Source organism: Alcaligenes faecalis (genome assembly GCF_005311025.1).
Classification (GTDB): Bacteria; Pseudomonadota; Gammaproteobacteria; order Burkholderiales; family Burkholderiaceae_B; genus Alcaligenes; species Alcaligenes phenolicus.
Genome location: NZ_CP031747.1, coordinates 2,829,881 through 2,854,457, shown reverse-complemented (window position 1 = coordinate 2,854,457; position 24,577 = coordinate 2,829,881). Strand labels below are relative to the sequence as shown.

Below are 24,577 nucleotides of genomic sequence, written 5' to 3'. Positions count from 1 at the left end.
CGTCGCAAAGACGCAGCCGATCGCAGATCAGACTGCGCCAATGACGGAGAAGAAGCAGACGCACTCAAACTCATACAACAATGCTCTCGTTGCGGGTGTATTGCTCGGACAAGCCAAACTGCGCCAGGCCCCCCTGCTTTTCCAACGCGGCACGGACAAAGCGGTCATCCACCAGATCGCTGGCTACGTGTTCAGGAGACAGCCCTTCCAGGAAACCACGCTCGCCCTGAATCAAGGTCCCTTGCAGCATTTGCACCAAGGACTCGGTGTAGCTGGGGAAAGGATAAGGTTGAAAATCGATACGCTGGTCGTCCCAGTCCGGATGACGAATTACGCCAGACTTCACGTATTGCGCGCGATCCGCCGGGTTCGGGGACAGCACTTTCAACAGGTTTTCCTGAGTGTGCGGGGTATAGCGGTTCCCGCCTTCACGCGACAGAATCTGGGCCGCCTCGGCACGGTGACTACGTATCCAGATCTGTGCCTTGACCAGGCCATCCACCACGCCTTGCGACCATTGGGGGCGAGTCTGCAAATCCTGCTCGTGCATGAAGGCTACGCAACAGGCATGATCGCGCCAGACGTCGCCGGTAAAGCGCAGGATGCGGCCCATGCCTTGAGTTTCTGCCAAAGCATTGAAAGGTTCGGCCACCGTAAAACCGGCAATTCGCCCCGAGGCCAAGGCCGGCGGCATATCAGCAGGCGCCATCACCACCAGATTGACCTCATTGGGTGCCAGCGCACCGGCGTTTTTCACGACAGGCGTCAGGCCATGTGCTTTGAGCACATGCTGCAGCACCACGTTGTGAATCGAATACCAGAAAGGAATCGCCACCGTCTGCCCGCCCAATTGCTCGGCCGAGCTGATGTTCTGCGCAACCGTGATAGCAGAGCCACTCATGTGATTCCATGCCACCACTTTTGCAGGGACTTTGCTGCCGTAGCGCGCCCACACCGTCATGGGAGAGAGCAAGTGCACCAGATTGACCTGACCGGAGATGAAAGCCTCGATCAACTGAGCCCAACTGCGCACCATCACGGGCTTTTCAACCGCAATACCCGCTTCTTCAAAATATCCATTGTGATGCGCCACCAACATGGCGGTGGCATCGGTAATCGGCAAATAGCCGATACGCAAAGGCGCATTTGACTCACTTTGTGCACGAGCAGTCCCTTGGGCCAGCAAGGGCGCAGCACCCGCAACGGTCAGCAAAGACGCCAGTTTCAGCAAGTCGCGACGGGTACGAGACGTAGGAGATTCAATCATGACGTGCACCTTACAAAACAGAAGCGTGAACCGCCTGGGAGAGGCTTTGCTCCAGGCTGGCCACAATTTCCAGGCGTATGGCCTGAAGCCAGTTATCCAGATGAGATCGGGGGTGTGCCGGGCAGCTCCATTCACGCTGCAAACCGGCAGGACGGCCACCTAACAGCAGAACTCGGTCCGCCAGCAAGAGGGCCTCATCAATATCGTGAGTGACCAGCACAATGGCGCAGCCGGTCTGATCGCGTATCGACAGAATCAGCTCCTGCATCTGGCGACGGGTTACTTCGTCCAGCGCGCCAAAAGGTTCGTCCATCAACAAGACTTGTGGACGTCGAGCCAGACAACGTGCAATGGCAACACGCTGTGCCATACCCCCCGACAAGGCACCAGGACGCTGATGACGGCTTTCATACAAACCAACCTGACGCAGCGCCTGTTCAACCCGCAGGCGGCGTTCGGCGGCGGATACGGAAGGCTGGCGCGCAAAGCCCAGACCAAAACCGGTATTGGCCTGCACATTCAGCCACGGCAAGAGAATGGCTTCCTGAAACGCCATGGCCAAAGCGGGGTGAACCCCACGCACGGGCTGCCCCAGAAAGGACACCTCTCCCTGGGTGGGCGTTTGGAGGCCTGCCAGTACCCGCAACAAAGAGGATTTACCCACTCCGCTGGGGCCCAGCAGCGCCACGATCTCGCCCGCGCGCACGTTCAAGTCCAGGTTCTGCAAGATCGTCTGGCCACCGTAGGCCAGATTGATCCCCCGAGCGGACAAGAGTCCGGCCCCTACAGAATCGGTATGCGAGGGGGCGGGGGAACTCATACGGCATCCTGCCCAAGTTCGGCTTTCAGTTGCGCCACCGTGGGTGAAATCAAAGGCACCAGCATGGCTTCGCGATAACGGCGCAGCAGTTGCGGATGCTTGCCCTGCATATAGGTCGCCCCGCCGATCGCGGAGCTTTCCAGGGCCACAGCCTGCGACGCCAAACTACTTAGCTCGATACGGACTTTGAACAAATCAGGCGGCGTGGCCGAGCCGGGCTTACGTACAGCATCAACCAGCACATCCGACAATTCCTGCACACGATCCAGCAGGCGGCGGGCGGGCTGCTCCTGTACCCATTGGCAGCGTGGCGCATCCAGCACTTGCTTCAAGGAACGACGTGCCAAGCCCATGGTCATCCCGCATTGCAGCGCCATGAAACGGGGGCGTACCGAGCGCACAAAGTGGCCTGCATCGGGATGCAGCAAACGCTCTTGTCCCAGACGCACAGCATTGAACTTCAAAGCGGCGGTATTGCTGCCACGCAGTCCGACCAGATCCAGATCTGCGGAACGCTCCAAGCCTGGATCGCCCAGTTCTGCCACCCAAATACCGGCTCGCTCTTCAGGCATGGCGGCCACAATGGCAACCAGGCAGTTGCCGGGACGCAGATTGGTAATCCAGGGCAAGCGGCCCTCAAACTGCCAATGTCCTTGTTCAGGCTGGGCACGCACTTGCAGCTCTTCAATGCCACCCAAAAACTTGATGGCATTGGACAGACCCGTCGCACCGGCAACACTGCCATCCAGCAAACCGGGCAAATAGCGGTCGCGCATGGCGGGGTCCTGAACGTCACGCAGGTATTCAATAAAGGTACGCTGGCTCCACAGGACAAAACCTGCCGTCAGCGAATGTTCGGCCACTTCCACGATGGATTGAACGGCATCACCGAAGTCGGAAAAATCCGCTTTCAGGCCCAGGTTCAACAAACCGTCTTGCGCCAGGCGAGGCAACAAGGCCTGCGCCTGAGATGCATCGCTATCCAGCGACAGGGCATGCTCTTCCAGCCACTGGGCCAAGCCAGGCGACAAAACAGGGCGCTCTGAGGCCAGCACAGGCTGCTCAGCGCGCTTTAAGGCGTTTCCCATGCGTAGGCCTCCAACTGGCTATTGAGCGGCGTACGAGCCAGATTATTGGCAAAGTTGCAGATCGTCGCCAAGCCAATACCGGTAATCACTTCCAGAGCCTGCTGGTCGCCGTAACCGGCAGCACGAAAATCGGCCAGAGCCTGATCCGACACCTGACCACGGGTATCAATCACGGCGCGACTGAACAGAGCCAGAGCCTGCAGGCGCTCGTCGTTGATCTGGTCAAAGCCACGCGCACGCAAAGCGGCCAGAATTTCCGGGTCCAGCTTGGCTTTATTGGTCGCAATGGCGGTGTGACCGGCCACGCAGAAGCGGCAACCGTGAGTGGTACCGGCAACCAGTTGCACGACCTCACGCTCGACCAGCGACAGGCTGGCGGTGGCGTTCAAGGCGGACATATCCTGATAGGCTTGCAGGGCAACAGGAGCATTAGCCAAAATAGCCAGCAAATTGGACAAAAAGCCGCTACCACGCACAGCTTTCTCAAGGGCTGGTTTGACCGCCTCTGGTGCGGAGTCCACAGTATGCAAAGTTAAGCGAGTCATGATGGCGACAATTCCTTAGTTAATCCGAGAAGGTTTCATTGTCGATTGACTGGCGCCTTATCTCCATGTGCGAACATAGCGGTATTCATATTAAAAATATCCACGAAAAGAAATAAGCATATTTTCTGCATGAGCGACTCTGCCTTTCCTGACAGCCATTGCGCTGTCGACTCCAAAGACACAGGACACCCTGTGGAGGAACTGCTCTTGTCCGGGCTGGAGATCTCTGCCAGCCTGTTTCACTTGGGGCAATACTGCAATCAATGGGAAAGCAGCCTGCACGGGCACCAACGCGCAGGCTTTCATGTGGTCTTGCATGGGCCGTGCTGGCTGCATATTCAGCATCAGGAAGCCTTGGCCTTGCAGGCGGGTGACGCGGTGTTCTTCTTGCGGGATGTGCCCCATCGCTTAAGCTCCTCGCCCACGCCGCCAGACTGGAATGCGGCCATGCGGCGACAAACCATGCAGAGCCTGGAGCCACAAGTGCCACACAGTACGGGCTTGCTCTGTGGTTTTCTGGATCTGGGCCGTGGTTTGAGCGAATTGCTGCTGGCGACCGTGCCTGATGTTTTGTTGATTGATGGTTCTCAGACAGATGCAGATTCAGGACGCCCTTTGCTGGACTTGATCCAGGCCGAAATGCGACGCCAGCCGCAAGCCAACTCCAGCCTGCTGGAAAAGCTGGTGGAGCTGTTGTTGTTCTATACCTTGCGCCAGCAAATCGGACAGACACCTGCCGAAGGTGCCCTGCCCGCCGGCTTGATTCATCTGGCAAGTGACCCTGCCTTTGGTGGCCTGATCGAGCAGCTGCTGCGTGAACCTGCCAAAGCCTGGTCGGTGGACGATATGGCCGCCTACTTGAACATGTCACGCGCTGCCTTTCACCGCCGCTTTACCTTGCTGTGCGGGATGGCGCCAGCCCAAGTACTGTTGCAACTACGTATGCAGCTGGCCAAGCGTCAGCTGGAGCAAGGTCTGACCATGGAGCAGATTGCCGAGCGTATCGGTTATAGCTCTGCGGCCGCATTCAGCGCCGCGTTCAGACGCAGTGTGGGTCTCAGCCCGGCACAATGGCGCAAGCAAGACGCGCGTCCATAAGTCAGCAAGCTGCTACAACTCTGACCCCCAGATTGTCGTCCTAACCCGAGTACGTATGCAGGGTAGCTGGCACGATATCGCCCTCGCCCCATAGTTGCCACCGCACAGAATAGAACAAGCTGTTCCCGCTTTTTTGTGAAGGCTTCCGGCTTACGCATACAAGCCGCCATGCCCCAAGCTTGATCATTCAGTTCAACTCCGGGTTTAAGCGGCATGACGGGCCACAAGACGAAATACGAACATTGCTCCTGTCTATGAGCAACAGCAAAGTGGACAAGCATAAAAAAACCCCAATCTGTAAACAGATCGGGGTTTTTGACCTACCAGAGCCAGGCCGAAGCCTGGACATCTGAGCAAGCGTTTAGATCACGCGGGCTGCTTCGATCAGACGCACAACAGTCCAGGACTTGCTGCGGCTGATAGGACGGCCTTCGGTAATCTCAACGGTATCGCCTTCGTTGTACTGGTTGGTCTCGTCGTGCGCTTTGTATTTATTGGAGCGGACGATGATCTTGCCATACAAGGGATGTTTAACGCGGCGTTCAACCAGAACGACGACAGTTTTGTCCATCTTGTTGCTGACAACTTGACCGATCAGGGTACGTTGACGTTTTGCGGTAGTTTGAGTTTCGCTCATCTTACTTTCCTGCGGTCTCAGCCATGACGGTACGGACGCGAGCGATGTCGCGACGTACTTTGCCCAATTGGCTGGTGTTGGAAAGCTGTTGAGTAGCACGCTGCATGCGCAGGTTAAATTGTGCTTTCAACAGGCTCTCGAGCTCTTTTTGGAGCTCGGCGGCATCTTTAGTACGGAGTTCGCTGGCTTTCATGACGTCTCCTTAAGCACCGATCTGACGCGTTACGAACGTCGTCGAGATAGGCAGCTTGGCAGCGGCCAGACGGAATGCTTCGCGTGCCAGCTCTTCGCTAACACCTTCCATTTCGTACAGGACCTTGCCTGGTTGAATCTCAGCGACCCAGAACTCTGGATTACCCTTACCGTTACCCATACGAACTTCGGCAGGTTTCTGCGAAATTGGCTTATCGGGGAAGATGCGGATCCAGATGCGGCCACCACGTTTGATGTGACGGTTAATTGCACGACGTGCTGCTTCGATCTGGCGAGCAGTCAGACGGCCACGGTCAGTGGCTTTCAGACCAAATTCGCCAAACGAAACTTGCGCACCGCGAGTAGCCAGACCGGTGTTACGGCCTTTGTGCTCTTTGCGATACTTTCTGCGAGAAGGTTGCAGCATGTTTTATTCTCCTTCGGACGCAGCAGGAGCAGCGTCTTTACGAGGACCGCGGCCACGACCACCTGGACGGCGGTTTTCAGGGCGGTCACCACGTGGACGACGTGGGCGGCGCTCTTCAGGGGCTACGGTGTCAACAGGCATTTCGCCGTTAGGCAGCATGTCGCCCTTGTAGACCCAGACCTTGATACCGATGATCCCGTACGTCGTGTGCGCTTCGGAAGTACCGTAATCGATGTTAGCGCGCAGGGTGTGCAGAGGCACACGGCCTTCGCGGTACCATTCGGTACGAGCGATTTCGATGCCGTTCAAGCGACCCGAGCTCATGATCTTGATGCCTTGGGCACCCAGACGCATGGCGTTTTGCATGGAACGCTTCATCGCACGACGGAACATAATGCGCTTTTCCAATTGCTGAGCAATGGAGTCGGCGATCAGTTGAGCGTCGGTTTCAGGTTTGCGAATTTCTTCGATGTTAACGTGCACTGGCACGCCCAACAGGCGCTGCAGGTCAGCCTTCAGGCTTTCGATATCCTCGCCGCGCTTGCCGATCACCACACCAGGACGAGCCGAGTAAATAGTGATGCGAGCATTCTTGGCAGGACGCTCGATGACCACACGGCCAACGGACGCACTTTTCAGCTTGCGTTTCAGGTATTCGCGCACACGGATGTCGTCAGCCAACATCGTACCGAACTCAGCACCGTCAGCGTACCAACGCGAGCTCCAGTTACGGTTAACAGCCAGGCGGAACCCAATTGGGTGGATTTTCTGTCCCATTGTGACTCCTTAAGCGCCGACTTTGACCACAATGTGGCAAGTCTGCTTCTCAATACGGTTACCGCGGCCTTTGGCTCGTGCAGAAAAACGCTTCAACGACTGAGCCTTGTCCACGTAAATGGAGGTGACTTTCAGTTCGTCGATGTCGGCGCCGTCATTGTGCTCAGCGTTGGCAATAGCCGATTCCAGAGCTTTCTTGATGATGCCAGCGGCTTTCTTAGGAGTGAAAGTCAGCGTATTCAGAGCGTGAGCGACGGACTTGCCGCGGACCATGTCCGCAACCAGTCGTGCTTTTTGCGCCGAAATATGGACTCCACGAATAATTGCTGTAGTTTCCATCACTTATCTCCGGGCCTTTTTGTCCGCAGCGTGACCCTTGAAAGTACGGGTCAAAGCGAACTCGCCGAGCTTGTGGCCAACCATGTTCTCGTTGATGTAAACGGGAATGTGTTGACGGCCATTGTGAACGGCAATCGTCAGCCCAATGAACTCGGGCAGGATGGTAGAGCGGCGCGACCAGGTTTTGATTGGTCGCTTGTCGTTACCCACAACGGCTGCGTCAACCTTTTTGATCAGGTGAGCATCAACGAATGGGCCTTTTTTGATCGAACGTGACATAGTGTTCGCCCCTTACTTGCGCTTACGGCGCGAAACAATCATGTTGTCTGTGCGCTTGTTACGACGGGTGCGGTAGCCCTTGGCAGGAGTACCCCATGGGCTGACTGGCTCACGGCCTTCACCCGTACGACCTTCACCACCACCGTGCGGGTGATCGACTGGGTTCATCGCCACACCGCGAACGGTAGGACGAATACCACGCCAGCGAACAGCACCGGCTTTACCGATTTGACGCAGGCTGTGATCGTGGTTGCTGACTTCGCCAATCGTGGCGCGGCAGTCGATGTGAATGCGGCGAACTTCACCGGAACGCAGACGCACTTGAGCGTACGTGCCTTCACGAGCCAGCAACACAGCGGAACCACCAGCGGAACGAGCGATTTGAGCACCCTTACCAGGCAGCATCTCGATGCAGTGAATGGTTTGACCCACAGGAATGTTGCGGATAGGCAAAGTGTTGCCGGAACGGATAGGAGCTTCCGCGCCAGACACAACCGTTGCACCCACTTCCAGACCACGAGGGGCGATGATGTAACGACGCTCGCCGTCTGCGTAGCACACCAATGCGATGTGAGCGCTGCGGTTAGGGTCGTATTCCAGACGTTCTACTTTCGCAGGAATACCGTCCTTGTTGCGACGGAAGTCGACAATACGGTAATGCTGCTTGTGACCGCCGCCACGGTGACGAACCGTGATATGGCCGTTGTTGTTACGGCCAGCACTGCTGGATTTCTTTTCCAGCAAAGCCGCGTAAGGAGCGCCTTTGTGCAGTTCAGGGTGAACCACTTTGATCATGCCACGGCGACCTGGCGACGTTGGTTTTACTTTTACCAATGCCATATTAGTTCACCTCAGAAAAGTCGAGTTCCTGACCGGGCTTGAGCGAGACATATGCCTTGCGCACACTGCGGCGGCGACCCATGAAACGGCCAAAGCGCTTTTCCTTGCCCTTCTGATTGAGCACCTGCACCGACTCAACTTCTACTTTGAACAGCAGTTCAATAGCAGCTTTGATTTCAGGCTTGGTAGCATCAGGAGCGACGCGGAAAGCGATTTGCTGATTTTTTTCGGCAACGTACGTGGCTTTTTCAGTCACGACAGGAGCCAGAATTACTTGCAATAGACGTTCGGCGTTCATCCCAACATCTCCTCAAACTGAGCGACAGCCGCTTTGGTGACCAACACTTTTTTGTAGTGGATCAGGGACAGCGGGTCGGCGTAGCGTGGTTCAACCACAGCAACGTGAGGCAGGTTACGCGTAGCCAGGTACACGTTCTCGTCCAGCGCGTCGGTGATGATCAGCACGGATTCCAGGCCCAGGTCTTTCAGCTTGTTGGCTGCCAGACGGGTCTTGGGTGCTTCCAGAGTGAAGGAATCAACAACCAACAGACGCTCGTCACGGACCAACTGAGACAGAATCGCGCTGATACCGGCGCGGTACATCTTCTTGTTGACCTTGTGTGCGTAGTTTTCTTCACCGGTGTTGGGGAATGCACGACCGCCTCCACGCCACACGGGCGAGGATGTCATACCAGCACGAGCGCGGCCGGTGCCTTTCTGGCGCCATGGCTTCTTGGTGCTGTGGTTGACTTCGGCACGAGTCAATTGCTTGCTGTTACCGCTGCGAGCATTGGCTTGGTATGCAACAACGATCTGGTGAACCAGTGCTTCGTTGAATTCACGACCGAAAACGGTTTCGTTGGCCTGCAATGTGGATGCAGCTTGGCCTTGTTCGTTCAGGAGCTTCAGTTCCATGGATTAGGCTCCTTTCACAGCAGGGCGCACAACGATATTGGCATTCTTGTGACCTGGGACAGCGCCCCGGACCAGCAACAAGCCACGCTCGGCGTCGACGCGGATCACGTCAAGATTCTGAACCGTACGGGTAACGTCACCCATATGGCCCGACATTTTTTTACCTTTGAACACACGGCCTGGATCCTGGGCTTGACCAATGGAACCGGGTACGCGGTGCGAGCGCGAGTTACCGTGGCTGTTACGCTGGCCGCCAAAATTGTGGCGTTTGATGGTACCGGCAAAGCCTTTACCAATCGTGGTGCCCGTAACGTCAACCTTCTGACCCGCTTCGAAAATGCTTTCCACAGCAACTACGGAACCGGCGGAAAGCTCGGCGATAGCAGCGGGGTCGAGGCGGAATTCTTTCAGGATGCTGCCAGCTTCAACGCCAGCTTTTGCATAGTGCCCTGCCTGGGGCTTGGTAACGCGTGTTGCACGACGGGTGCCAAAGGCAACCTGTACAGCAGCGTAACCGTCAACTGCGGGCGTCTTGACCTGGGTGATGCGGTTGTTGGACACGTCCAGCACGGTCACAGGGATGGACTCGCCTTCCTCTGTAAACACACGGGTCATGCCAACTTTACGCCCAACAAGGCCCAGCCGCCACGCGGCAGGCGTAGGTGTCGAGTTCGACATCGTTTTCTCCATTCCTGACTACGATTGGTCAGGGCTAACTGAGAGTACACGCAATAATTTGCGCGACGACCATAGCCAAAACTTTTTGGCTAAGCTAGTAAATATAGCACGCAGCTGTAAAGCCAAGCAAGATTTACTGCAAAAATCCGCCCTAAACTGCTTGATTGACAACAGTTTTTTTGAATTCGCGGTGCTTGGCTACACAGTCTGAATCAGAAAAATTGATCTGCCGCGCATTTTCTATTGGTGCGCCTTATTGACAAAACGAGCCACGTATTCGTTCACCGGTTCATCACGAATTTGAGCCGGAGTACCGCTTTGTTCCACCCTGCCCTCACGTAGCACCACAATATGCTGACCCAACCGTAATGCCTCATCAATATCGTGAGTAATAAAAATGATGGTTTTGTTCAGGCTGCTTTGCAGGCGTAAAAGCTCATCCTGCATCTCGTAGCGAATCAAGGGATCCAGGGCCGAGAAGGCTTCGTCCATCAAAAGAATGTCTGCATCAACGGCCAAGGCTCGGGCAAGTCCTACTCGTTGCTGCATCCCGCCTGACAATTCGTCCGGATAGTTATCGGCATAATCATGCAGACCCACGCGCTCCAGCCATTGCCGAGCCTGCTCTCTGGCCTGTGAACGCTTGTCTCCTCGGACCTCCAGACCGAAGGCGACATTCTCCAACACCGTCAAATGGGGTAACAAGCCAAAGGCCTGAAAGACCATGCTGATCCCATAGCGGCGAAATTGTCGCAAGCTGGCCATGTCCAGCTGCAATATGTCCTGTCCATCCACCAACACCTGCCCGGCACTGGGGTCGATCAAACGGTTGATGTGGCGCACCAGCGTGGATTTGCCTGAACCGGATAAACCCATGACGCAGGATATCTGCTGCGCGGGAAAGCAGGCATCGACCCCTGCCAGGCCTACGATGCAATCCGTCTGCTTTTGCACGGCCTGCTTGTCGGCCCCCTGCTTTAACAGCTCTACGGCTTCGGTCGCCCGGCTCCCAAAGACCTTATAAACGTCTCGCAGTTCTATCTTGCAGGCCTGCTCACCCGAGGGGGTAGGAATGATATTCATGCTTGCCTCCTGACCTTGCGACGGTGACGCTGAGAACGACCAAAGGATTGAGAGATTCGGTCAATAACAATGGCCAGGATCACAATCGCCACCCCTGCCTGCAAACCACGCCCTATATCCAGTGTCTGAATACCAGCCAGCACGTCTTCACCCAAACCCTGGGCTCCAATCATGGAAGCGACCACCACCATGGACAAGGCCATCATGGTGGTTTGATTAATACCGGCCATGATGCTGGGCCGCGCCAGGGGCAAGGTGACCTTGGTCAGCATTTGCCAGCGTGTAACCCCGTACGCCTGGGCTGCTTCCATCACATGTTTGTCCACCTGTCGCAAGCCCAGGCTGGTCAGGCGAATCAAGGGAGGGACGGCATAGACAACAGTGGCCAAAACGGCGGGAACCTTACCCAGACCGAACAGCATCAGTACCGGGATCAGATACACAAAACTGGGCATGGTTTGCATCACATCCAGTACGGGCGTCAGCACTTTTCTAAGCAGGCGGCTACGAGCACTAAGAATGCCAACCGGGACGCCGATCAGCACAGAAAAGACCGTGGCCACCAGTACCAAGGTGAAGGTTTGCATCAGCTTGTCCCACAGGCCCATAGCGCCTATCAAGTACAGGCCAGCTACATAGAGCAGAACAGGCAAAAAGCGCCGTTGTCCCCACCACGCCAGCAAACCGGTTAAAGCCAGAATCGCCCAGGCAGGCACCTGCTGCAAGACACGCTCCACCGGCAAAATGGCATGCGTCAGAATCCAGGCGCTGATCTGGCGAAAACCTGTGCCCCAATCCTGCACGGCCACCAACAACTGACGGTTAACCCAGTCTGCAGCTGACCACTCCGGGAAGAAGCGGGACTGCGCTGCGGCGACCGACTGTATTGCCTGAGGTTCCAAAGCTGCCTGCAAGCGATCTGCCTGGGCCATTGGCATCCACTGACGCCATTGCTCTGCATTCTCTTTCAGGAACTTCTGTACCTGCGTGCTGGCGTTCTGCCCACCCTCTGTCATGCCCAAAATGATCTTGTTCATCTGTTCGGGCTCTAGCTGGATCTTTTCAAACAAGGTCACCAGCTCGGGGTGGGACTCTACGAAAGGAGTAGAAGCCGCCACGCCTATATGCGCCAGGATAAAGTCCGTTGGACAGATCTTGCCCTTACCCGACACAGCGGCTTCCCAACAGCTTTCATTGAAAGGCGCGCTAGCTAACTTCTTGAAGGAATACTTGGCCATCAGACCCGCAGGCTGCCAGTAATAGAACAGGATCGGTTCACGCCTGTCATAGGCGGCGCTGATTGCCGCATCCAGAGCCGCGCCCGTACCGGGCCGAAAGTTTTGATAGTGTTCGCCCAGACCATAGAGATCGAACAGGCGACTATTGAAGGTTTCACATACCCAGCCGGAGGGGCAGTTATAGAAGCGGCCTTTATTGGGCTGTTCCGGGTCACTAAAAACAGTGGCGTAGCGCCCTAAATCCTCAACTTTCTGTAGATCGGGTGCAGTGGGCTTGATTCCTTTGTCCGGGTCGCCATCGACGACATAGTCCGGCACATACCAGCCCTGTTCTGCCCCACCCTTCAGGGTATTACCAAGTACCTGCACCTGGCCGGCTTCAATGGCTTTTTCAATGATCTCGGTACGTCCCGACCAGATCTCGCCAATTACTTGAATATCATTTTGCGCCAGCGCACTTTCCAAAGCCGCCGAGGAGCCTGGAACCCGTTCGGTCTTGCAACCGTAGGCCTTCTCCAGAATCTGCTGATACAGCTCGGTGCTAAATGCTGCGCTCTCCCAGCTCAGGTCCGCCAGCCGTATGGGTTTGTCGTCCCCACACGCTTGCGCTGATGCACTGCTTCCCCACAGACATAGCCAGAGCGCCAGGAAATACCACAGGGCCAGGAACGGCTGTCGTCTCCGATTTATCATTCTTGTCCTCCTTCAACCCTGCCCATCGTCGCATTTGTAGCCCTGGCAAAGTGTGTCCGGTCGTAAAAAGTAGACCAAAACCCGCTTTTTCCCAATCACAACACCATGATGAACTAGCCATGAAGCACCTAAGAGCAAAGCTCTTGTTCTGTTCAGGATAAACGGGCAGTCGCCATTGCTCCTGCAGCGTCCGAAGGAAACGTGCAGACGAAAAAAAACGCCATGCAGTTGCATGGCGTTTCTTTCGATGTAACTCGAACAGCTAGGCAGAATTACTGCAGAGCGATTTCGACGTCAACACCGGCTGGCAAATCCAGACGCATCAGAGCGTCGACGGTCTTGTCGGTAGGATCGACAATGTCCATCAAGCGCTGGTGGGTACGCATTTCAAACTGATCGCGCGATGTCTTGTTGACGTGCGGCGAACGCAGAATGTCGTAGCGACGGATACGTGTTGGCAGTGGTACTGGACCACGAACAACAGCGCCGGTGCGCTTGGCGGTTTCTACGATCTCAGCAGCAGACTGATCGATCAACTTGTAATCGTAAGCCTTCAGACGGATGCGGATTTTCTGGTTTTTCATGGGTAATCCTAAAGAACGATATAAGTGGGGGCTTTTTGACTGAGCTTACCGATTGCTCGAAGAAACGCTGACTAAAAAGCACCCCTTTTGGGGGTAGCAAAGACGCGGCGGGAAGGTTTGCACCTTCACACCGCGATCAAGGCTTATTACTTGATGATTTTTGCAACCACGCCAGCGCCGACGGTACGGCCGCCTTCGCGAATAGCGAAGCGCAGACCTTCTTCCATGGCGATAGGAGCGATCAGGGACACTTTCATCGAAATGTTGTCGCCTGGCAGAACCATTTCCTTGTCTTCTGGCAGCTCGATGGTGCCGGTCACGTCAGTCGTACGGAAGTAGAACTGAGGACGGTAGCCCTTGAAGAAAGGAGTGTGACGACCACCTTCTTCTTTGGACAGAATGTACACCTCGGCGTCGAAGTCGGTGTGTGGCTTGATCGAACCGGGTTTGGCCAGAACCTGACCACGTTCCACGTCTTCACGCTTGGTACCACGCAGCAGCAGACCGACGTTATCGCCAGCTTCGCCCTGGTCCAGCAGTTTGCGGAACATTTCAACGCCGGTACAAATGGTCTTGACCGTGTCTTTGATACCCACGATTTCGATTTCTTCGCCGACTTTGATGATGCCGCGCTCAATACGACCGGTCACAACCGTACCACGGCCGGAGATCGAGAACACGTCTTCAACAGGCATCAGGAACGTACCGTCAACGGCACGCTCAGGCGTAGGAATGTAGCTGTCCAGCGCTTCGGCCAGAGCCAGAACGGCTTGGCTGCCCAGTGGGCCTTCGTCGCCTTCCAGAGCCAGTTTGGCCGAACCCTTGATGATCGGGGTGTCGTCGCCAGGGAAGTCGTACTTGGACAACAGTTCGCGAACTTCCATTTCAACCAGTTCGATCAGCTCTTCGTCATCAACCATGTCGGCCTTGTTCAGGAACACGATGATGTAAGGAACGCCAACCTGACGGCTCAGCAGGATGTGCTCGCGAGTCTGGGGCATTGGGCCGTCAGCGGCCGAGCAAACCAAAATAGCGCCGTCCATCTGGGCAGCACCGGTAATCATGTTCTTGACGTAGTCAGCGTGGCCGGGGCAGTCAACGTGAGCGTAGTGACGGTTAGGCGTTTCGTACTCAACGTGCGACGTGCTGATGGTGATACCACGTGCTTTTTCTTCAGGGGCGTTGTCGATCTGCGAGTAATCGCGCGCTTCGCCGCCGTATGCCTTGGACAGAACCGTGCAGATTGCAGCGGTCAGAGTGGTTTTACCGTGGTCAACGTGACCGATAGTACCGACGTTGACGTGCGGTTTAGTCCGTTCAAACTTACCTTTTGCCATGATTTATCCCAATTATGTTTTACAGGAAAACAAAAAAATTGTTGAGCAGCCCGCCATAGGGCGGGCTGATATTGCTATTACTTACCGCGAGCGCTGATCACTTCGTCAGCCACGTTCTTTGGAGCTTCAGCATATTGCTTGAATTCCATCGTGTACGTAGCGCGACCTTGTGTTTGCGAACGCAGGCTGGTCGAGTAACCGAACATCTCGGCCAGAGGAACCTCGGCCTTGATGACCTTACCACCACCAACCATATCGTCCATACCCTGAACCATACCGCGACGGGAGGACAAGTCACCCATCACTGTACCGGCGTATTCCTCAGGGGTTTCAACTTCTACAGCCATGGTGGGCTCCAGCAGAACTGGGGCAGCCTTGCGCATACCATCCTTGAAGGCCATCGAAGCGGCCATACGGAAGGCGTTTTCGTTCGAGTCCACATCGTGGTACGAACCGAAGAACAGCGTAGCCTTGACGTCAACCACTGGGTAGCCAGCGACCACACCTGCGGACAGGGTTTCGCGGATACCTTTTTCAACGGCAGGAATGAATTCGCGAGGAACCACACCGCCCTTGATGGCGTCAACGAACTCAAAGCCACCGCCTGCTTCCAGGGGCTCCAGCTTGAGGACAACGTGACCGTACTGACCACGACCACCGGACTGTTTGACGAATTTACCTTCGATTTCGTCGCAAGTCTTGCGGATGGTTTCGCGGTAAGCCACTTGTGGTTTACCCACGTTGGCTTCCACGCCGAATTCACGGCGCATGCGGTCTACCAGAACTTCCAGGTGCAGCTCGCCCATACCGGAAATAATGGTCTGGCCGGATTCTTCGTCGCTGCTGACGCGGAAAGAAGGATCTTCCTGAGCCAGACGGGACAAGGCCACGCCCATTTTTTCCTGGTCGGACTTGGTTTTTGGTTCCACAGCCTGCGAAATCACGGGCTCTGGGAACTCCATGCGTTCCAGAATGATGTGCTGACCGGCGTCACACAGGGTTTCACCTGTGGTCACGTCTTTCAGACCCACCACGGAAGCGATGTCACCAGCAACCAGTTCTTTCAGCTCGGCACGGTTGTTTGCGTGCATCTGCAAGATACGGCCGATACGCTCTTTCTTACCCTTGATAGGGTTGTAGACCGTGTCGCCCGAACGCAGAACGCCCGAGTAAACGCGTACGAAAGTCAATTGACCAACAAAGGGGTCAGTCATCAGCTTGAACGCCAGAGCGGACATAGGCTCTTCGTCGTTGGCTTTACGATGAATGACTTCACCGTCATCGTCCGTACCTTCGACAGGTGGAATATCCACAGGCGATGGCAGGTAGTCGATCACGGCGTCCAGCATGCGCTGTACACCCTTGTTCTTGAACGCGGTACCGCACAGCATTGGCTGAATTTCGCAGGCAATGGTACGTGTACGCAGACCCAGGTTGATGTCCTCTTCGGAGAGATCACCGTTTTCCAGGTACTTGTTCATCAGGTCTTCGCTGGCTTCAGCAGCCGACTCGACCATTTTTTCGCGCCATTCTTCGGCCGAAGCTTGCAGCTCGGCAGGAATGTCGGTGTATTCAAACTTCACGCCGTTGCTGGCTTGATCCCAGATGATTGCTTTCATCTTGATCAGGTCAACCACGCCTTGGAACTCTTCTTCAGCGCCGATCGGGATAACGACAGGCACGGGGTGGGCTTTCAGACGCAGCTTGAGCTGGTCGTAAACCTTGAAGAAGTTAGCGCCAGTACGGTCCATCTTGTTGATGAAGGCCAGACGAGGCACGCCATACTTGTTGGCTTGACGCCATACGGTTTCCGACTGAGGCTGAACACCACCCACCGCGCAGTAAACCATGCAAGCGCCGTCCAGCACGCGCATGGAACGCTCAACTTCAATAGTGAAGTCAACGTGGCCGGGGGTATCAATGATGTTGATACGGTGTTCTGGGTAATTGCCCGCCATACCACGCCAGAAAGCAGTGGTAGCAGCCGAGGTAATGGTGATCCCGCGCTCTTGCTCTTGCTCCATCCAGTCCATGGTGGCCGAACCTTCGTGGGTTTCGCCCAGTTTGTGGTTCACACCGGTGTAGAACAGGATGCGCTCGGTAGTGGTCGTTTTCCCGGCGTCGATGTGAGCCGAGATACCGATGTTGCGATAGCGCTGAATAGGGGTTTTGCGGGCCATGGTTATATGTCCTCAGATTACCAACGGAAATGGCTGAATGCTTTGTTAGCATCGGCCATCTTGTGCGTGTCTTCACGCTTTTTCATTGCACCGCCACGGCCTTCAGCCGCATCGGACAATTCGCCGGCCAGGCGCAAGTCCATCGATTTTTCACCGCGCTTTTTAGCGGCTTCACGCACCCAGCGCATGGCCAGAGCCAAACGACGCACGGGACGCACTTCGACAGGTACCTGGTAGTTAGCGCCACCAACACGGCGGCTCTTCACTTCAACAACAGGTTTTACATTATTGATGGCAGCATTAAACACTTCGAGCGGATCTTTGCCGGTTTTCTGCGCAATTTGTTCCAGCGCGCCATAAACAATACGTTCGGCAACAGCTTTCTTGCCGGACAGCATGACCACGTTCATGAACTTGGCCAGCTCAACGCTGCCAAATTTCGGGTCAGGTAGGATTTCACGTTTGGGTACTTCGCGACGGCGAGGCATTTTTATTTCCTTGTGACTATTCAGTTGAACCGCTTTTCGCGGTCTCGGTCATTCATGACAAATGACCACTTACCTACCATGGCACTCAGGCCACGGTTGCACGGATCCAGACCAGGGAACTGATCAATGGATACATGGATTACTTGGGACGCTTGGCGCCGTACTTGGAGCGGGCTTGTTTACGATCCTTGACGCCTTGCAGGTCAAGAGCACCGCGAACAATGTGGTAACGCACACCTGGCAAGTCTTTAACACGACCACCACGGACGAGAACGACCGAGTGCTCTTGCAGGTTGTGGCCTTCACCACCGATGTAAGAAATGACTTCGAAGCCGTTGGTCAGACGCACTTTGGCGACTTTACGCAGAGCGGAGTTAGGCTTCTTGGGGGTCGTGGTGTAAACACGGGTGCAAACACCGCGGCGTTGTGGGCAGTTCTCGAGCGCAGGGCTCTTGCTGCTAACGCGGCTGACTTCGCGCGGTTTACGCACGAGCTGGCTAATGGTTGGCATGACCTTTACGTATCCTATAACGTACTTTACGTACTGGTTGACGTATATGTTTTGAAAAACGCCGTCCAGTTGGCGGGTATTGAAACCCTGGACCGGAAGCGGCATTGCGCACTACCACTCCCCATAAAACACGAAAAAGAGCGGTCTTGCACATGGCTTGGGCTTGATTTCAAGCACTAAAAAAGTGCCCGCAGCCCCTAAATTCAGGGCTGCCATCAAATTACTGCAAGGTGTACCGGCAAAGGATCCTTAAAGTAAGCTCTAAAATTTACCACAGTAAACCCTTATAGGTCAACGATTTGGACACCAATCCGGCAGTTTCCCGTTGTCACGGCACACGCATGGAAGCACTTGGTCACTCGCTATCTACATATCGTTATACTGCAGGGCTATTGCACTTCTGCGACAAGGACAATACCCATGATCATCGCTTCCCTGGAAGACGACCTCGTCCAGGCTGAACTGATTGCCCGGATCCTGACCGAGGCTGGCTATGAGTGTCGCTCCTTTCATCAAGGAAAGGACCTGCTGGCCGCTCTGGCCAAGCCACATAATTTCGGTTTATTGCTACTGGACTGGGAACTGCCGGACGTCAGCGGCCTGGATGTGTTGCGTTGGGTTCGCACCACACTGGGCCATGCCCTGCCCGTCATATTCCTGACCAGCCGTACCCAGGAAGAGGATCTGGTCACGGGTTTGCAGGCCGGAGCCGACGACTATATTAATAAGCCCGTACGCAAGGGAGAGCTGGTTGCGCGCGTCAATGCCGCTGTGCGCCGTCTGGATCTGAGCACCTCGGCCACTCAGGACAGCCGCTTTTCGTTTGCAGGCTACGATATCTTTCCTGAACAAGGCCATATTGTGCTGAACGGTGAAACCGTTACTCTGGCGCCCAAAGAATTTGAATTGGCCCTTTTGCTGTTTCGCAACCCCGGCCGCCTGTTCTCGCGTGATGTTTTAAGTTCCGCGGTCTGGAACCGGGAAATTCCGGCCACCTCCCGTACGCTGGACACTCACCTGTCCAACATACGCCGTAAACTCCAGTTGCGACCCGAAAACGGGGTACGCCTGACGGCGTCTTACGCCCTGGGCTATCGCCTTGAACTTTTGACCGACCCTAGCTGATTTCTATGATTACTTTGCGTATCGCCGCGCCTCTCGTTTGCGGCCTGATTTGGGGTGGCGTCGTGTCAGCCCAACCTTCTGGCGCCCGCGGCGAAAATTTTGTCTATAAAGTGCTGGCCGGTGACACCTTGCTGGGCATCTCCCAGACCTACACCCGCCAGGACCGCAACTGGTCCGAAATTCAGCGTCTGAACGCGGTGGCCGATCCCTACCGTCTGCCTATCGGCAAAGAACTGCACATCCCATTTCGCATGATTCCGGAAGTGCCCGCCCCCGCCCGTATCACTCACCAGACCGGCCAAATTCTTGTGAATGGTCAAGCACTGGGTGCAGGAACGACTCATTTGCAAGAAGGCGACCTGATCCGCACAGGCAGCAATGGCTACCTGACGCTGGAGTTGCAAGACGGCAGCCAACTGAGCGTACCCGCACAGGCATCCTTGAGCGTGGCTCGCATGCGTGCCTTTGAAGGCACCGGCCTGACCGACTCGATCATCGCTCTGGACGATGGCGACGTGGAATCACGCGTTTCCCCGGAAAAAACCGGCGTAGGTCGCTTTGAAGTCCGCACCCCTGTCAGCATTACCGGTGTACGTGGCACCGAATTGCGTGTGCGTACTCAACAAGGCATGGCTCACAGCGAAGTGCTGGAAGGCCGCGCAGAATTGGGAACCCAGCAACGCAGCACCCCCACCGCCCTGAAGCAGAATCAAGGGGCCGCTGTAGGCACAGATGGCAATATCATGGCGCTGGAGCCTTTGTTGCCCGCTCCGCAGATCTCCACGCCCGAGCGTCGCGGTGGCCAATGGAACAGCACGATTCAGGCCGTGCCCGGTGCCCAGGCCTATCTGGTCCAGACCTCTACCGACCCGCAAGGTGCCAAGCTGCTGTCGCGTAACATTACGACAGATACGGATATTCAGTTCGGTGCCTCGCGTCCCGGCACGTACTACGTTACCGTTCGTGCCATTGACCGCCATGGTCTGATGGGCCCGGACACAATCGAAAGCTTTGAAGGCGCAGCCAGCCTGACCAGCTCGGATGGCCAAGCCGTGGTCAGCAATTTTGGCGATCCAATCCTGCTCTCTCAGTTCGAGTAGCTAAACGGCGTACGGCATGAGCAGCCCAGCCCCCAGAAACAACAAGCTACTCTCTGACCGGATTCGGAAAGAGTGGCATCTGGTTTCGGGCTTGCTGATGCTGCTGACCTTATTGTTCAGCTCCCTGCGTGACGACTTCGCGCTGGGCAAGCTGAACAACCTGATTTACGACTTCACCATGGCAGCCGCTCTTCCACAGGCTGCGCCCCCGGATATTGTCATTGTCGCCATCGACGACTACAGCATTGCCAACCTGGGCTTTTGGCCCTGGCGACGCATCAACCATGCCCAACTGCTAGGCCGTCTTGAACAGGCTCGTGCTGTCGGCATCGATCTGGTTTTTCAGGAGCCCAACCCAGCTTACCCCGATGATGACCTGGCTCTATCAGAGGCCATACATCATCACGGACGCGTTGTGCTGCCAATGATCTATGACACTCAGCGGCAGGCCGTGCATACCGCCATTCCCGTGCTCAGCCAGGCAGCCAAGGCGTCGGGCTACATCAATATCGAACCTGATTCAGATGGGGTAGTGCGCCGTGTCGCCCTGCAGCAGACGACCCCCTTGGGCCGTGTGCTGCCGCACTTCACGATTGCCATGCTGATGACAGGCGGAGATGTGGATCTGGCCCTGCAAGCTCTGGACTCCAGTCAGAAAGACATTCCCCACATTCCCTTTCTGGGCCGCAGCGGTCACTTTCGGACCGTGCCTTACTTCAATGTCCTGAACGGCGATATTCCGCCCTCTTTCTTCAAGGACAAGTATGTGCTGGTAGGAGCCTGGGGCAGTGGACTGGGCGATACCTTTCCTACCCCTTTGTCCAAAGCCGGCATGAGCAGCATGTCGGGCGTTGAGATCCTGGCCAATACCTTGCAAGCCGTACGCAGCAATCATTGGGTGCGCACCCCACCAGCCTGGTTCATTGCGCTGGCCAGTTGCCTGCCAGTCCTGCTGGCATGTCAGGTTCTGATCTATCTGTCGCCACGCGCCACCTTGCTGAGCCTGATCGGGCTGGTCTTTGCGATCCTGCTGGTGAACTGGATCGCCATGCATGGCTTCAATCTGTGGATTCCGCCACTAGCCAGCCTGATCACTGTTCTGTTGGCCTACCCGCTATGGCACTGGCGCAGTCAGGAGGCTGCCCTGAATCAGGTGACCGAAGAACTGAACAAGCTGCAGCTGGAATACCCGGATGTCAGAACTGCTCTGAACGAGCGCTTATCAGGCTTAAGTACACGTAACCTGCCTCATCGTCTGACCCAGCTGCATAAATCCATCAATTTATTGCGCCAGGCCCAGACCAAGCGTGAAGAAACCTTGCGCTTCATTTCGCATGATATGCGGGCGCCCCAGAACTCCATCCTGGCACTAACGAGCTTGCAACGTCAGGATGACAGCAAACTGCCGCCAGATCAGTTTCTGCACAAGATGGAAGGCTATGCCGAACAAACGCTGGAACTGGTGGACAACTTCATCAGTCTGGCACGGGCCGAAGCCATGGAAATGGTGCTGAGCCCGCTGAACCTGTTTGATCTGCTGGCAGACTGTCTGGATGACGCTTGGGCCAGCGCCAGCAAGCGCTCTATCAGCCTGAACTTGAACGACTCGGAGCTGGTCTGGGTGAACGGCAATGCGCCCATGCTGCGCCGCGCCTTTACCAACCTGATTCAAAACGCCATCAAGTACGGACCGGATGGCAACCAGATTGATATAGACCTTGTGCTGGGCAACAACAGCGTTCAGGTATTCGTCAAAGATCAAGGCTGGGGAATTCCGGCAGAAAATCAGGCGACGATTTTTGAGCCTTATCATCGAGCCCACGAAAATACCGAAGGTGCACCTTCGGGTAGCGGACTAGGTTTGGCCTTTGTGAAAACCGTGATCAACAAACACGGCGGGGATATTGTCCTGGACAGCACGCCTGAGCAAGGCTGTACCTTTATCGTCTCCCTGGCCACGATTACTATCTCCGATGAAGACTGAATTCTGGCGCGATGCCGCCCTGCCCTATGTAGAAAGCCGACGTGCTTGCAACAGCCGGATCTGCTATCAGGAACACAGCCACCCCACCTACTCGATTGGCGCCGTTGATGGCGGTGGCAGCGTCTTTACGGGCGCACCCGGCGGCCCGGTCCAGCTTGCGCCAGGCTCTCTGGTCTTTGTCCCTGCGCACCGCAGCCATGCCTGCAATCCTTTGCCAGATCAGTCCTGGAGCTATCAGATGCTGCATCTGGATGCAGGGTGGCTGGAGCAGCTTTGGCAGGAAAGTACAGAGTTCAGACTTCAAGCCCAGGAGCCCATCCGCGTTAGTCACGAGCCGCTGCTTTATGCTGCCTACTGTGACTTGAACTCGCTCTTGTTTTCAGCCGCTCCTCTACTGAGCAAAGAAGCAGCCCTGATCGACTTTTTGCTGCATCACGGCTCAGCCCAATCCCAGCCTTTGGCACCCGCTCCCCCACCTAGCCCCATCTTGCAGAAAACCCTGGATCGCTGGGTTGAAGGCCAATTAGCCACTATCCCCCTGCACGAACTGGCCCAGGAAACCGGTTTTAGCCGCTACCAGCTGATTCGCGCCTTTCGTCGCCATACCGGCCTGACTCCACAGCGCTGGCAATTGAACCAACGTATCAATTTGGCCCGAAACGCCCTGCGCCAAGGTGACGAGCTGGCTGATATTGCCTATCGCCTGGGCTTTGCCGACCAAAGTCATTTTCAGCGTGTCTTCAAGCACTACACCGGTGTCACTCCGGGCCAGTACCGCAGTTAAAGCGCGCGCACTTTTATTCAATACGGCACCCCCACTTCTGGTCACACTGCAGTTTTGCTCCTGGACGTACCGCCGTGTCCTTGTTCTTGCTGATCGCCAGCACCCATTTCCTGGCCCTGCTTTCCCCCGGCCCCGATTTTTTCCTGATCGCCCGCAGCACCCTGGCCCATGGACGCTGGGTCGCAAGCGGAGCGTGTGCCGGTGTCGCCCTGGCCAATGGCCTGTACATCAGCCTGGCACTAACGGGCTTTGCCCGGATAAGCACTGGCAGCCCTCTCTTTGTGCTGCTACAGGGCGCTGGAGGACTGTATTTACTGTACTTGGGCGTGACGTTCCTGCAGGTAGCCCACCACACTGCTGGGCAAAGGATCAAGGCCTCTGAAGCCTCTACAGGTGGCTGGTGGCATCATGCTCTGCTTGGCCTGCTCTCGGGGCTGCTGAATCCCAAGAACGCCTTGTTTTACGCCAGCCTGGCCTCCGTACTGGCCAGCAGCCGCGCTGGCACCGGCCTGCACATCTTGCTGGGTCTGTGGATGTTTTTAATTGTTCTGCTCTGGGACTTGTTCATCACCGTTCTGATCGGGCACCCGCTTTGGCAGCAGCGTATACAAAAGCACTTGCCACGTATCGAACAACTCTGTGGCCTGCTGTTGTGCCTGATTGCCGCTGCCGCCCTCTTCAACGTGGCTCAACACTTGGTCACAAAATAAACATCCCGAAAAGTGAAACCTGATCTGCACCGCCGTCAAGCTACCTGAAGGTGATAGAGTGAGGCTGTTAGAGCCACATCAAACGATGGGAAAACAAATCATTTACGGTCTCGGACGCGGCGATATAAGCCGGTAAAATAGTCCGGGTCTTTGTTTTGTTAAGCACCTTGAGTGCGCTACAGTCTATGCTGTAAGACCGGAACAACACCCCCCGTGTCCCGTTCCTTTTTTTGTCAGTTTTCAAGGAGTTACTAGAATGTTTGCCAAAATCGCTTTCACAGCCGTTCTTGGATTGGCCAGCGTGCCTGCTTTTGCTGCTTGCGACGTTACCATCGAAGGCAATGACTCCATGCAGTTCAACACCAAGAGCATCGTTGTTGACAAGACATGCAAGGAATTCACAATCAACCTGAAACACACTGGCAAGCTGCCTAAAGCAGCCATGGGCCACAACGTCGTTATCTCGAAGAAAGCCGATGAAAGCGCTGTTGCTACCGATGGCATGAAAGCCGGTCTGGACAACAACTACGTTAAAGCCGGTGACGAACGCGTGATCGCTCACACTGACGTGGTTGGCGGTGGCGAAAGCACCTCCGTAACCTTTGACGTCTCCAAGCTGAAAGAAGGCGAAGACTACGCATTCTTCTGCTCCTTCCCAGGTCACTGGAGCATCATGACTGGCGAAATCAAGCTGGGTAGCTAAGCGCATCCGCTTGTAGCCGCCAGACGGCCATAAAAAATCCCCACGTGGCCTGGCCATGTGGGGATTTTTTTAGCTCGAACTATCTGGTTTCAACCGACTACCTGAAGGTAGCGGCCCACCCTGGATAAGCAGGGTGGGGAACCACTAAGTCTGGC

28 protein-coding genes are annotated in these 24,577 nt (G+C 55.7%); 7 read left to right on the top strand and 21 right to left on the bottom strand.

Translation table 11 applies throughout. The features are described 5' to 3' along the window. Window positions 1–70 precede the first annotated feature (70 nt). Genes D0C27_RS13200 through D0C27_RS13185 form a run of 4 tightly spaced genes read right to left on the bottom strand, consistent with a single transcriptional unit; the run spans window position 71 to window position 3,720 of the window. On the bottom strand, window positions 71–1,267 hold the full coding sequence (locus D0C27_RS13200) for an ABC transporter substrate-binding protein (protein WP_137431138.1): 1,197 nt from the start codon (window positions 1,265–1,267) through the stop codon (window positions 71–73). Window positions 1,268–1,277: 10 nt separating this feature from the next. After that, window positions 1,278–2,087, bottom strand: coding sequence for an ABC transporter ATP-binding protein (locus tag D0C27_RS13195; protein WP_137431137.1), 810 nt, complete (start codon window positions 2,085–2,087; stop codon window positions 1,278–1,280). Further along, window positions 2,084–3,175 carry an acyl-CoA dehydrogenase family protein gene (locus D0C27_RS13190; RefSeq protein ID WP_137431136.1) on the bottom strand — a complete coding sequence of 364 codons (1,092 nt, stop codon included), beginning with the start codon at window positions 3,173–3,175 and terminating at the stop codon, window positions 2,084–2,086. The genes D0C27_RS13195 and D0C27_RS13190 overlap by 4 nt, the downstream gene beginning before the upstream one ends. Then, window positions 3,160–3,720, bottom strand: a complete 561-nt coding sequence (locus D0C27_RS13185; RefSeq protein WP_009462432.1) for a carboxymuconolactone decarboxylase family protein — start codon at window positions 3,718–3,720, stop codon at window positions 3,160–3,162. Before D0C27_RS13185 ends, D0C27_RS13190 begins: the two co-directional genes overlap by 16 nt. Before the next feature lie 129 nt (window positions 3,721–3,849). Between D0C27_RS13185 and D0C27_RS13180 the strand changes: the two genes are divergently transcribed. Next, on the top strand, window positions 3,850–4,818 hold the full coding sequence (locus D0C27_RS13180; RefSeq protein WP_137431135.1) for an AraC family transcriptional regulator: 969 nt from the start codon (window positions 3,850–3,852) through the stop codon (window positions 4,816–4,818). 361 nt (window positions 4,819–5,179) lie between these two features. Here D0C27_RS13180 and rpsQ read toward each other — a convergent pair whose 3' ends face one another. From rpsQ to rpsL, 17 genes are all read right to left on the bottom strand, one after another. Beyond that, complete coding sequence (rpsQ, locus tag D0C27_RS13175) at window positions 5,180–5,455, bottom strand: 30S ribosomal protein S17 (protein WP_009462428.1); 276 nt, start codon at window positions 5,453–5,455, stop codon at window positions 5,180–5,182. 1 nt (window position 5,456) lies between these two features. Then, window positions 5,457–5,648: a 50S ribosomal protein L29 gene (gene rpmC / locus D0C27_RS13170; RefSeq protein ID WP_003803032.1), complete on the bottom strand. Its 192-nt coding sequence runs from the start codon at window positions 5,646–5,648 to the stop codon at window positions 5,457–5,459. 9 nt (window positions 5,649–5,657) lie between these two features. Continuing rightward, on the bottom strand, window positions 5,658–6,074 hold the full coding sequence (gene rplP, locus D0C27_RS13165) for a 50S ribosomal protein L16 (protein ID WP_003803033.1): 417 nt from the start codon (window positions 6,072–6,074) through the stop codon (window positions 5,658–5,660). 3 nt (window positions 6,075–6,077) lie between these two features. After that, complete coding sequence (gene rpsC, locus D0C27_RS13160; protein WP_003803035.1) at window positions 6,078–6,851, bottom strand: 30S ribosomal protein S3; 774 nt, start codon at window positions 6,849–6,851, stop codon at window positions 6,078–6,080. Between the two features lie 9 nt (window positions 6,852–6,860). Then, window positions 6,861–7,190 (bottom strand): 50S ribosomal protein L22, encoded by a 330-nt coding sequence (gene rplV, locus D0C27_RS13155; RefSeq protein WP_009462426.1) that lies wholly within the window; start codon window positions 7,188–7,190, stop codon window positions 6,861–6,863. Between the two features lie 3 nt (window positions 7,191–7,193). Then, window positions 7,194–7,469: a 30S ribosomal protein S19 gene (gene rpsS / locus D0C27_RS13150; protein WP_003803039.1), complete on the bottom strand. Its 276-nt coding sequence runs from the start codon at window positions 7,467–7,469 to the stop codon at window positions 7,194–7,196. Between the two features lie 12 nt (window positions 7,470–7,481). Beyond that, window positions 7,482–8,309: a 50S ribosomal protein L2 gene (rplB, locus tag D0C27_RS13145; protein ID WP_003803041.1), complete on the bottom strand. Its 828-nt coding sequence runs from the start codon at window positions 8,307–8,309 to the stop codon at window positions 7,482–7,484. A 1-nt stretch (window position 8,310) separates the two neighbouring features. Further along, window positions 8,311–8,607, bottom strand: coding sequence for a 50S ribosomal protein L23 (gene rplW, locus D0C27_RS13140; RefSeq protein WP_003803043.1), 297 nt, complete (start codon window positions 8,605–8,607; stop codon window positions 8,311–8,313). After that, a complete protein-coding gene (gene rplD, locus D0C27_RS13135; protein WP_009462425.1) occupies window positions 8,604–9,224 on the bottom strand; it encodes a 50S ribosomal protein L4 in 621 nt (206 codons plus the stop codon). Before rplD ends, rplW begins: the two co-directional genes overlap by 4 nt. Window positions 9,225–9,227: 3 nt before the next feature. Next, entirely contained in the window at window positions 9,228–9,902 is a 675-nt protein-coding gene (rplC, locus tag D0C27_RS13130) for a 50S ribosomal protein L3 (RefSeq protein ID WP_003803046.1), read from the bottom strand. Window positions 9,903–10,142: 240 nt separating this feature from the next. Beyond that, window positions 10,143–10,985, bottom strand: coding sequence for a quaternary amine ABC transporter ATP-binding protein (locus D0C27_RS13125; RefSeq protein ID WP_115634636.1), 843 nt, complete (start codon window positions 10,983–10,985; stop codon window positions 10,143–10,145). Continuing rightward, entirely contained in the window at window positions 10,982–12,916 is a 1,935-nt protein-coding gene (locus D0C27_RS19695; RefSeq protein ID WP_137431134.1) for a glycine betaine ABC transporter substrate-binding protein, read from the bottom strand. Before D0C27_RS19695 ends, D0C27_RS13125 begins: the two co-directional genes overlap by 4 nt. Before the next feature lie 272 nt (window positions 12,917–13,188). Next, window positions 13,189–13,500, bottom strand: a complete 312-nt coding sequence (gene rpsJ, locus D0C27_RS13115; RefSeq protein ID WP_003803053.1) for a 30S ribosomal protein S10 — start codon at window positions 13,498–13,500, stop codon at window positions 13,189–13,191. A gap of 146 nt (window positions 13,501–13,646) precedes the next feature. Next, a complete protein-coding gene (gene tuf / locus D0C27_RS13110; protein WP_009462422.1) occupies window positions 13,647–14,837 on the bottom strand; it encodes an elongation factor Tu in 1,191 nt (396 codons plus the stop codon). Between the two features lie 77 nt (window positions 14,838–14,914). Next, a complete protein-coding gene (gene fusA / locus D0C27_RS13105) occupies window positions 14,915–17,017 on the bottom strand; it encodes an elongation factor G (RefSeq protein ID WP_035269563.1) in 2,103 nt (700 codons plus the stop codon). Between the two features lie 17 nt (window positions 17,018–17,034). Further along, window positions 17,035–17,505: a 30S ribosomal protein S7 gene (gene rpsG, locus D0C27_RS13100; RefSeq protein WP_003800875.1), complete on the bottom strand. Its 471-nt coding sequence runs from the start codon at window positions 17,503–17,505 to the stop codon at window positions 17,035–17,037. Between the two features lie 139 nt (window positions 17,506–17,644). After that, window positions 17,645–18,016: a 30S ribosomal protein S12 gene (rpsL, locus tag D0C27_RS13095; protein WP_003800872.1), complete on the bottom strand. Its 372-nt coding sequence runs from the start codon at window positions 18,014–18,016 to the stop codon at window positions 17,645–17,647. Between the two features lie 420 nt (window positions 18,017–18,436). On the opposite strand from rpsL, the gene D0C27_RS13090 reads away from it, so the two are divergent. The 6 genes from D0C27_RS13090 to azu all read left to right on the top strand — a co-directional run bounded on the left by D0C27_RS13090 (window position 18,437) and on the right by azu (window position 24,422). Beyond that, entirely contained in the window at window positions 18,437–19,141 is a 705-nt protein-coding gene (locus tag D0C27_RS13090; protein ID WP_009464199.1) for a response regulator transcription factor, read from the top strand. Between the two features lie 5 nt (window positions 19,142–19,146). After that, on the top strand, window positions 19,147–20,241 hold the full coding sequence (locus D0C27_RS13085) for a FecR family protein (RefSeq protein ID WP_035269560.1): 1,095 nt from the start codon (window positions 19,147–19,149) through the stop codon (window positions 20,239–20,241). A 16-nt stretch (window positions 20,242–20,257) separates the two neighbouring features. After that, window positions 20,258–22,225 carry a CHASE2 and HATPase_c domain-containing protein gene (locus tag D0C27_RS13080; protein ID WP_230940572.1) on the top strand — a complete coding sequence of 656 codons (1,968 nt, stop codon included), beginning with the start codon at window positions 20,258–20,260 and terminating at the stop codon, window positions 22,223–22,225. Continuing rightward, window positions 22,215–23,009, top strand: coding sequence for an AraC family transcriptional regulator (locus D0C27_RS13075; protein ID WP_035269558.1), 795 nt, complete (start codon window positions 22,215–22,217; stop codon window positions 23,007–23,009). The genes D0C27_RS13080 and D0C27_RS13075 overlap by 11 nt, the downstream gene beginning before the upstream one ends. 74 nt (window positions 23,010–23,083) lie before the next feature. Beyond that, window positions 23,084–23,719, top strand: a complete 636-nt coding sequence (locus D0C27_RS13070) for a LysE family translocator (protein WP_137431133.1) — start codon at window positions 23,084–23,086, stop codon at window positions 23,717–23,719. Between the two features lie 256 nt (window positions 23,720–23,975). Next, complete coding sequence (gene azu, locus D0C27_RS13065; protein ID WP_035269554.1) at window positions 23,976–24,422, top strand: azurin; 447 nt, start codon at window positions 23,976–23,978, stop codon at window positions 24,420–24,422. The last annotated feature ends 155 nt before the right edge of the window (window positions 24,423–24,577 follow it).

Excerpts from the sequence above, each read along its gene's own strand:
- rpsQ (WP_009462428.1), bottom strand. The coding sequence starts at position 5,455 with ATGAGCGAAACTCAAACTACCGCAAAACGTCAACGTACCCTGATCGGT.
- tuf (WP_009462422.1), bottom strand. The coding sequence starts at position 14,837 with ATGGCAAAAGGTAAGTTTGAACGGACTAAACCGCACGTCAACGTCGGT.
- rplB (WP_003803041.1), bottom strand. The coding sequence starts at position 8,309 with ATGGCATTGGTAAAAGTAAAACCAACGTCGCCAGGTCGCCGTGGCATG.
- D0C27_RS13195 (WP_137431137.1), bottom strand. The coding sequence starts at position 2,087 with ATGAGTTCCCCCGCCCCCTCGCATACCGATTCTGTAGGGGCCGGACTC.
- D0C27_RS13075 (WP_035269558.1), top strand. The coding sequence starts at position 22,215 with ATGAAGACTGAATTCTGGCGCGATGCCGCCCTGCCCTATGTAGAAAGC.
- D0C27_RS13180 (WP_137431135.1), top strand. The coding sequence starts at position 3,850 with ATGAGCGACTCTGCCTTTCCTGACAGCCATTGCGCTGTCGACTCCAAA.
- fusA (WP_035269563.1), bottom strand. The coding sequence starts at position 17,017 with ATGGCCCGCAAAACCCCTATTCAGCGCTATCGCAACATCGGTATCTCG.
- D0C27_RS13190 (WP_137431136.1), bottom strand. The coding sequence starts at position 3,175 with ATGGGAAACGCCTTAAAGCGCGCTGAGCAGCCTGTGCTGGCCTCAGAG.
- rplV (WP_009462426.1), bottom strand. The coding sequence starts at position 7,190 with ATGGAAACTACAGCAATTATTCGTGGAGTCCATATTTCGGCGCAAAAA.
- azu (WP_035269554.1), top strand. The coding sequence starts at position 23,976 with ATGTTTGCCAAAATCGCTTTCACAGCCGTTCTTGGATTGGCCAGCGTG.
- D0C27_RS13080 (WP_230940572.1), top strand. The coding sequence starts at position 20,258 with ATGAGCAGCCCAGCCCCCAGAAACAACAAGCTACTCTCTGACCGGATT.
- D0C27_RS13090 (WP_009464199.1), top strand. The coding sequence starts at position 18,437 with ATGATCATCGCTTCCCTGGAAGACGACCTCGTCCAGGCTGAACTGATT.
- rpsG (WP_003800875.1), bottom strand. The coding sequence starts at position 17,505 with ATGCCTCGCCGTCGCGAAGTACCCAAACGTGAAATCCTACCTGACCCG.
- D0C27_RS13125 (WP_115634636.1), bottom strand. The coding sequence starts at position 10,985 with ATGAATATCATTCCTACCCCCTCGGGTGAGCAGGCCTGCAAGATAGAA.
- D0C27_RS19695 (WP_137431134.1), bottom strand. The coding sequence starts at position 12,916 with ATGATAAATCGGAGACGACAGCCGTTCCTGGCCCTGTGGTATTTCCTG.
- rplC (WP_003803046.1), bottom strand. The coding sequence starts at position 9,902 with ATGTCGAACTCGACACCTACGCCTGCCGCGTGGCGGCTGGGCCTTGTT.
- rpsJ (WP_003803053.1), bottom strand. The coding sequence starts at position 13,500 with ATGAAAAACCAGAAAATCCGCATCCGTCTGAAGGCTTACGATTACAAG.
- rpsL (WP_003800872.1), bottom strand. The coding sequence starts at position 18,016 with ATGCCAACCATTAGCCAGCTCGTGCGTAAACCGCGCGAAGTCAGCCGC.
- rpsS (WP_003803039.1), bottom strand. The coding sequence starts at position 7,469 with ATGTCACGTTCGATCAAAAAAGGCCCATTCGTTGATGCTCACCTGATC.
- D0C27_RS13185 (WP_009462432.1), bottom strand. The coding sequence starts at position 3,720 with ATGACTCGCTTAACTTTGCATACTGTGGACTCCGCACCAGAGGCGGTC.
- rpsC (WP_003803035.1), bottom strand. The coding sequence starts at position 6,851 with ATGGGACAGAAAATCCACCCAATTGGGTTCCGCCTGGCTGTTAACCGT.
- D0C27_RS13085 (WP_035269560.1), top strand. The coding sequence starts at position 19,147 with ATGATTACTTTGCGTATCGCCGCGCCTCTCGTTTGCGGCCTGATTTGG.
- rplW (WP_003803043.1), bottom strand. The coding sequence starts at position 8,607 with ATGAACGCCGAACGTCTATTGCAAGTAATTCTGGCTCCTGTCGTGACT.
- D0C27_RS13200 (WP_137431138.1), bottom strand. The coding sequence starts at position 1,267 with ATGATTGAATCTCCTACGTCTCGTACCCGTCGCGACTTGCTGAAACTG.
- rpmC (WP_003803032.1), bottom strand. The coding sequence starts at position 5,648 with ATGAAAGCCAGCGAACTCCGTACTAAAGATGCCGCCGAGCTCCAAAAA.
- rplP (WP_003803033.1), bottom strand. The coding sequence starts at position 6,074 with ATGCTGCAACCTTCTCGCAGAAAGTATCGCAAAGAGCACAAAGGCCGT.
- rplD (WP_009462425.1), bottom strand. The coding sequence starts at position 9,224 with ATGGAACTGAAGCTCCTGAACGAACAAGGCCAAGCTGCATCCACATTG.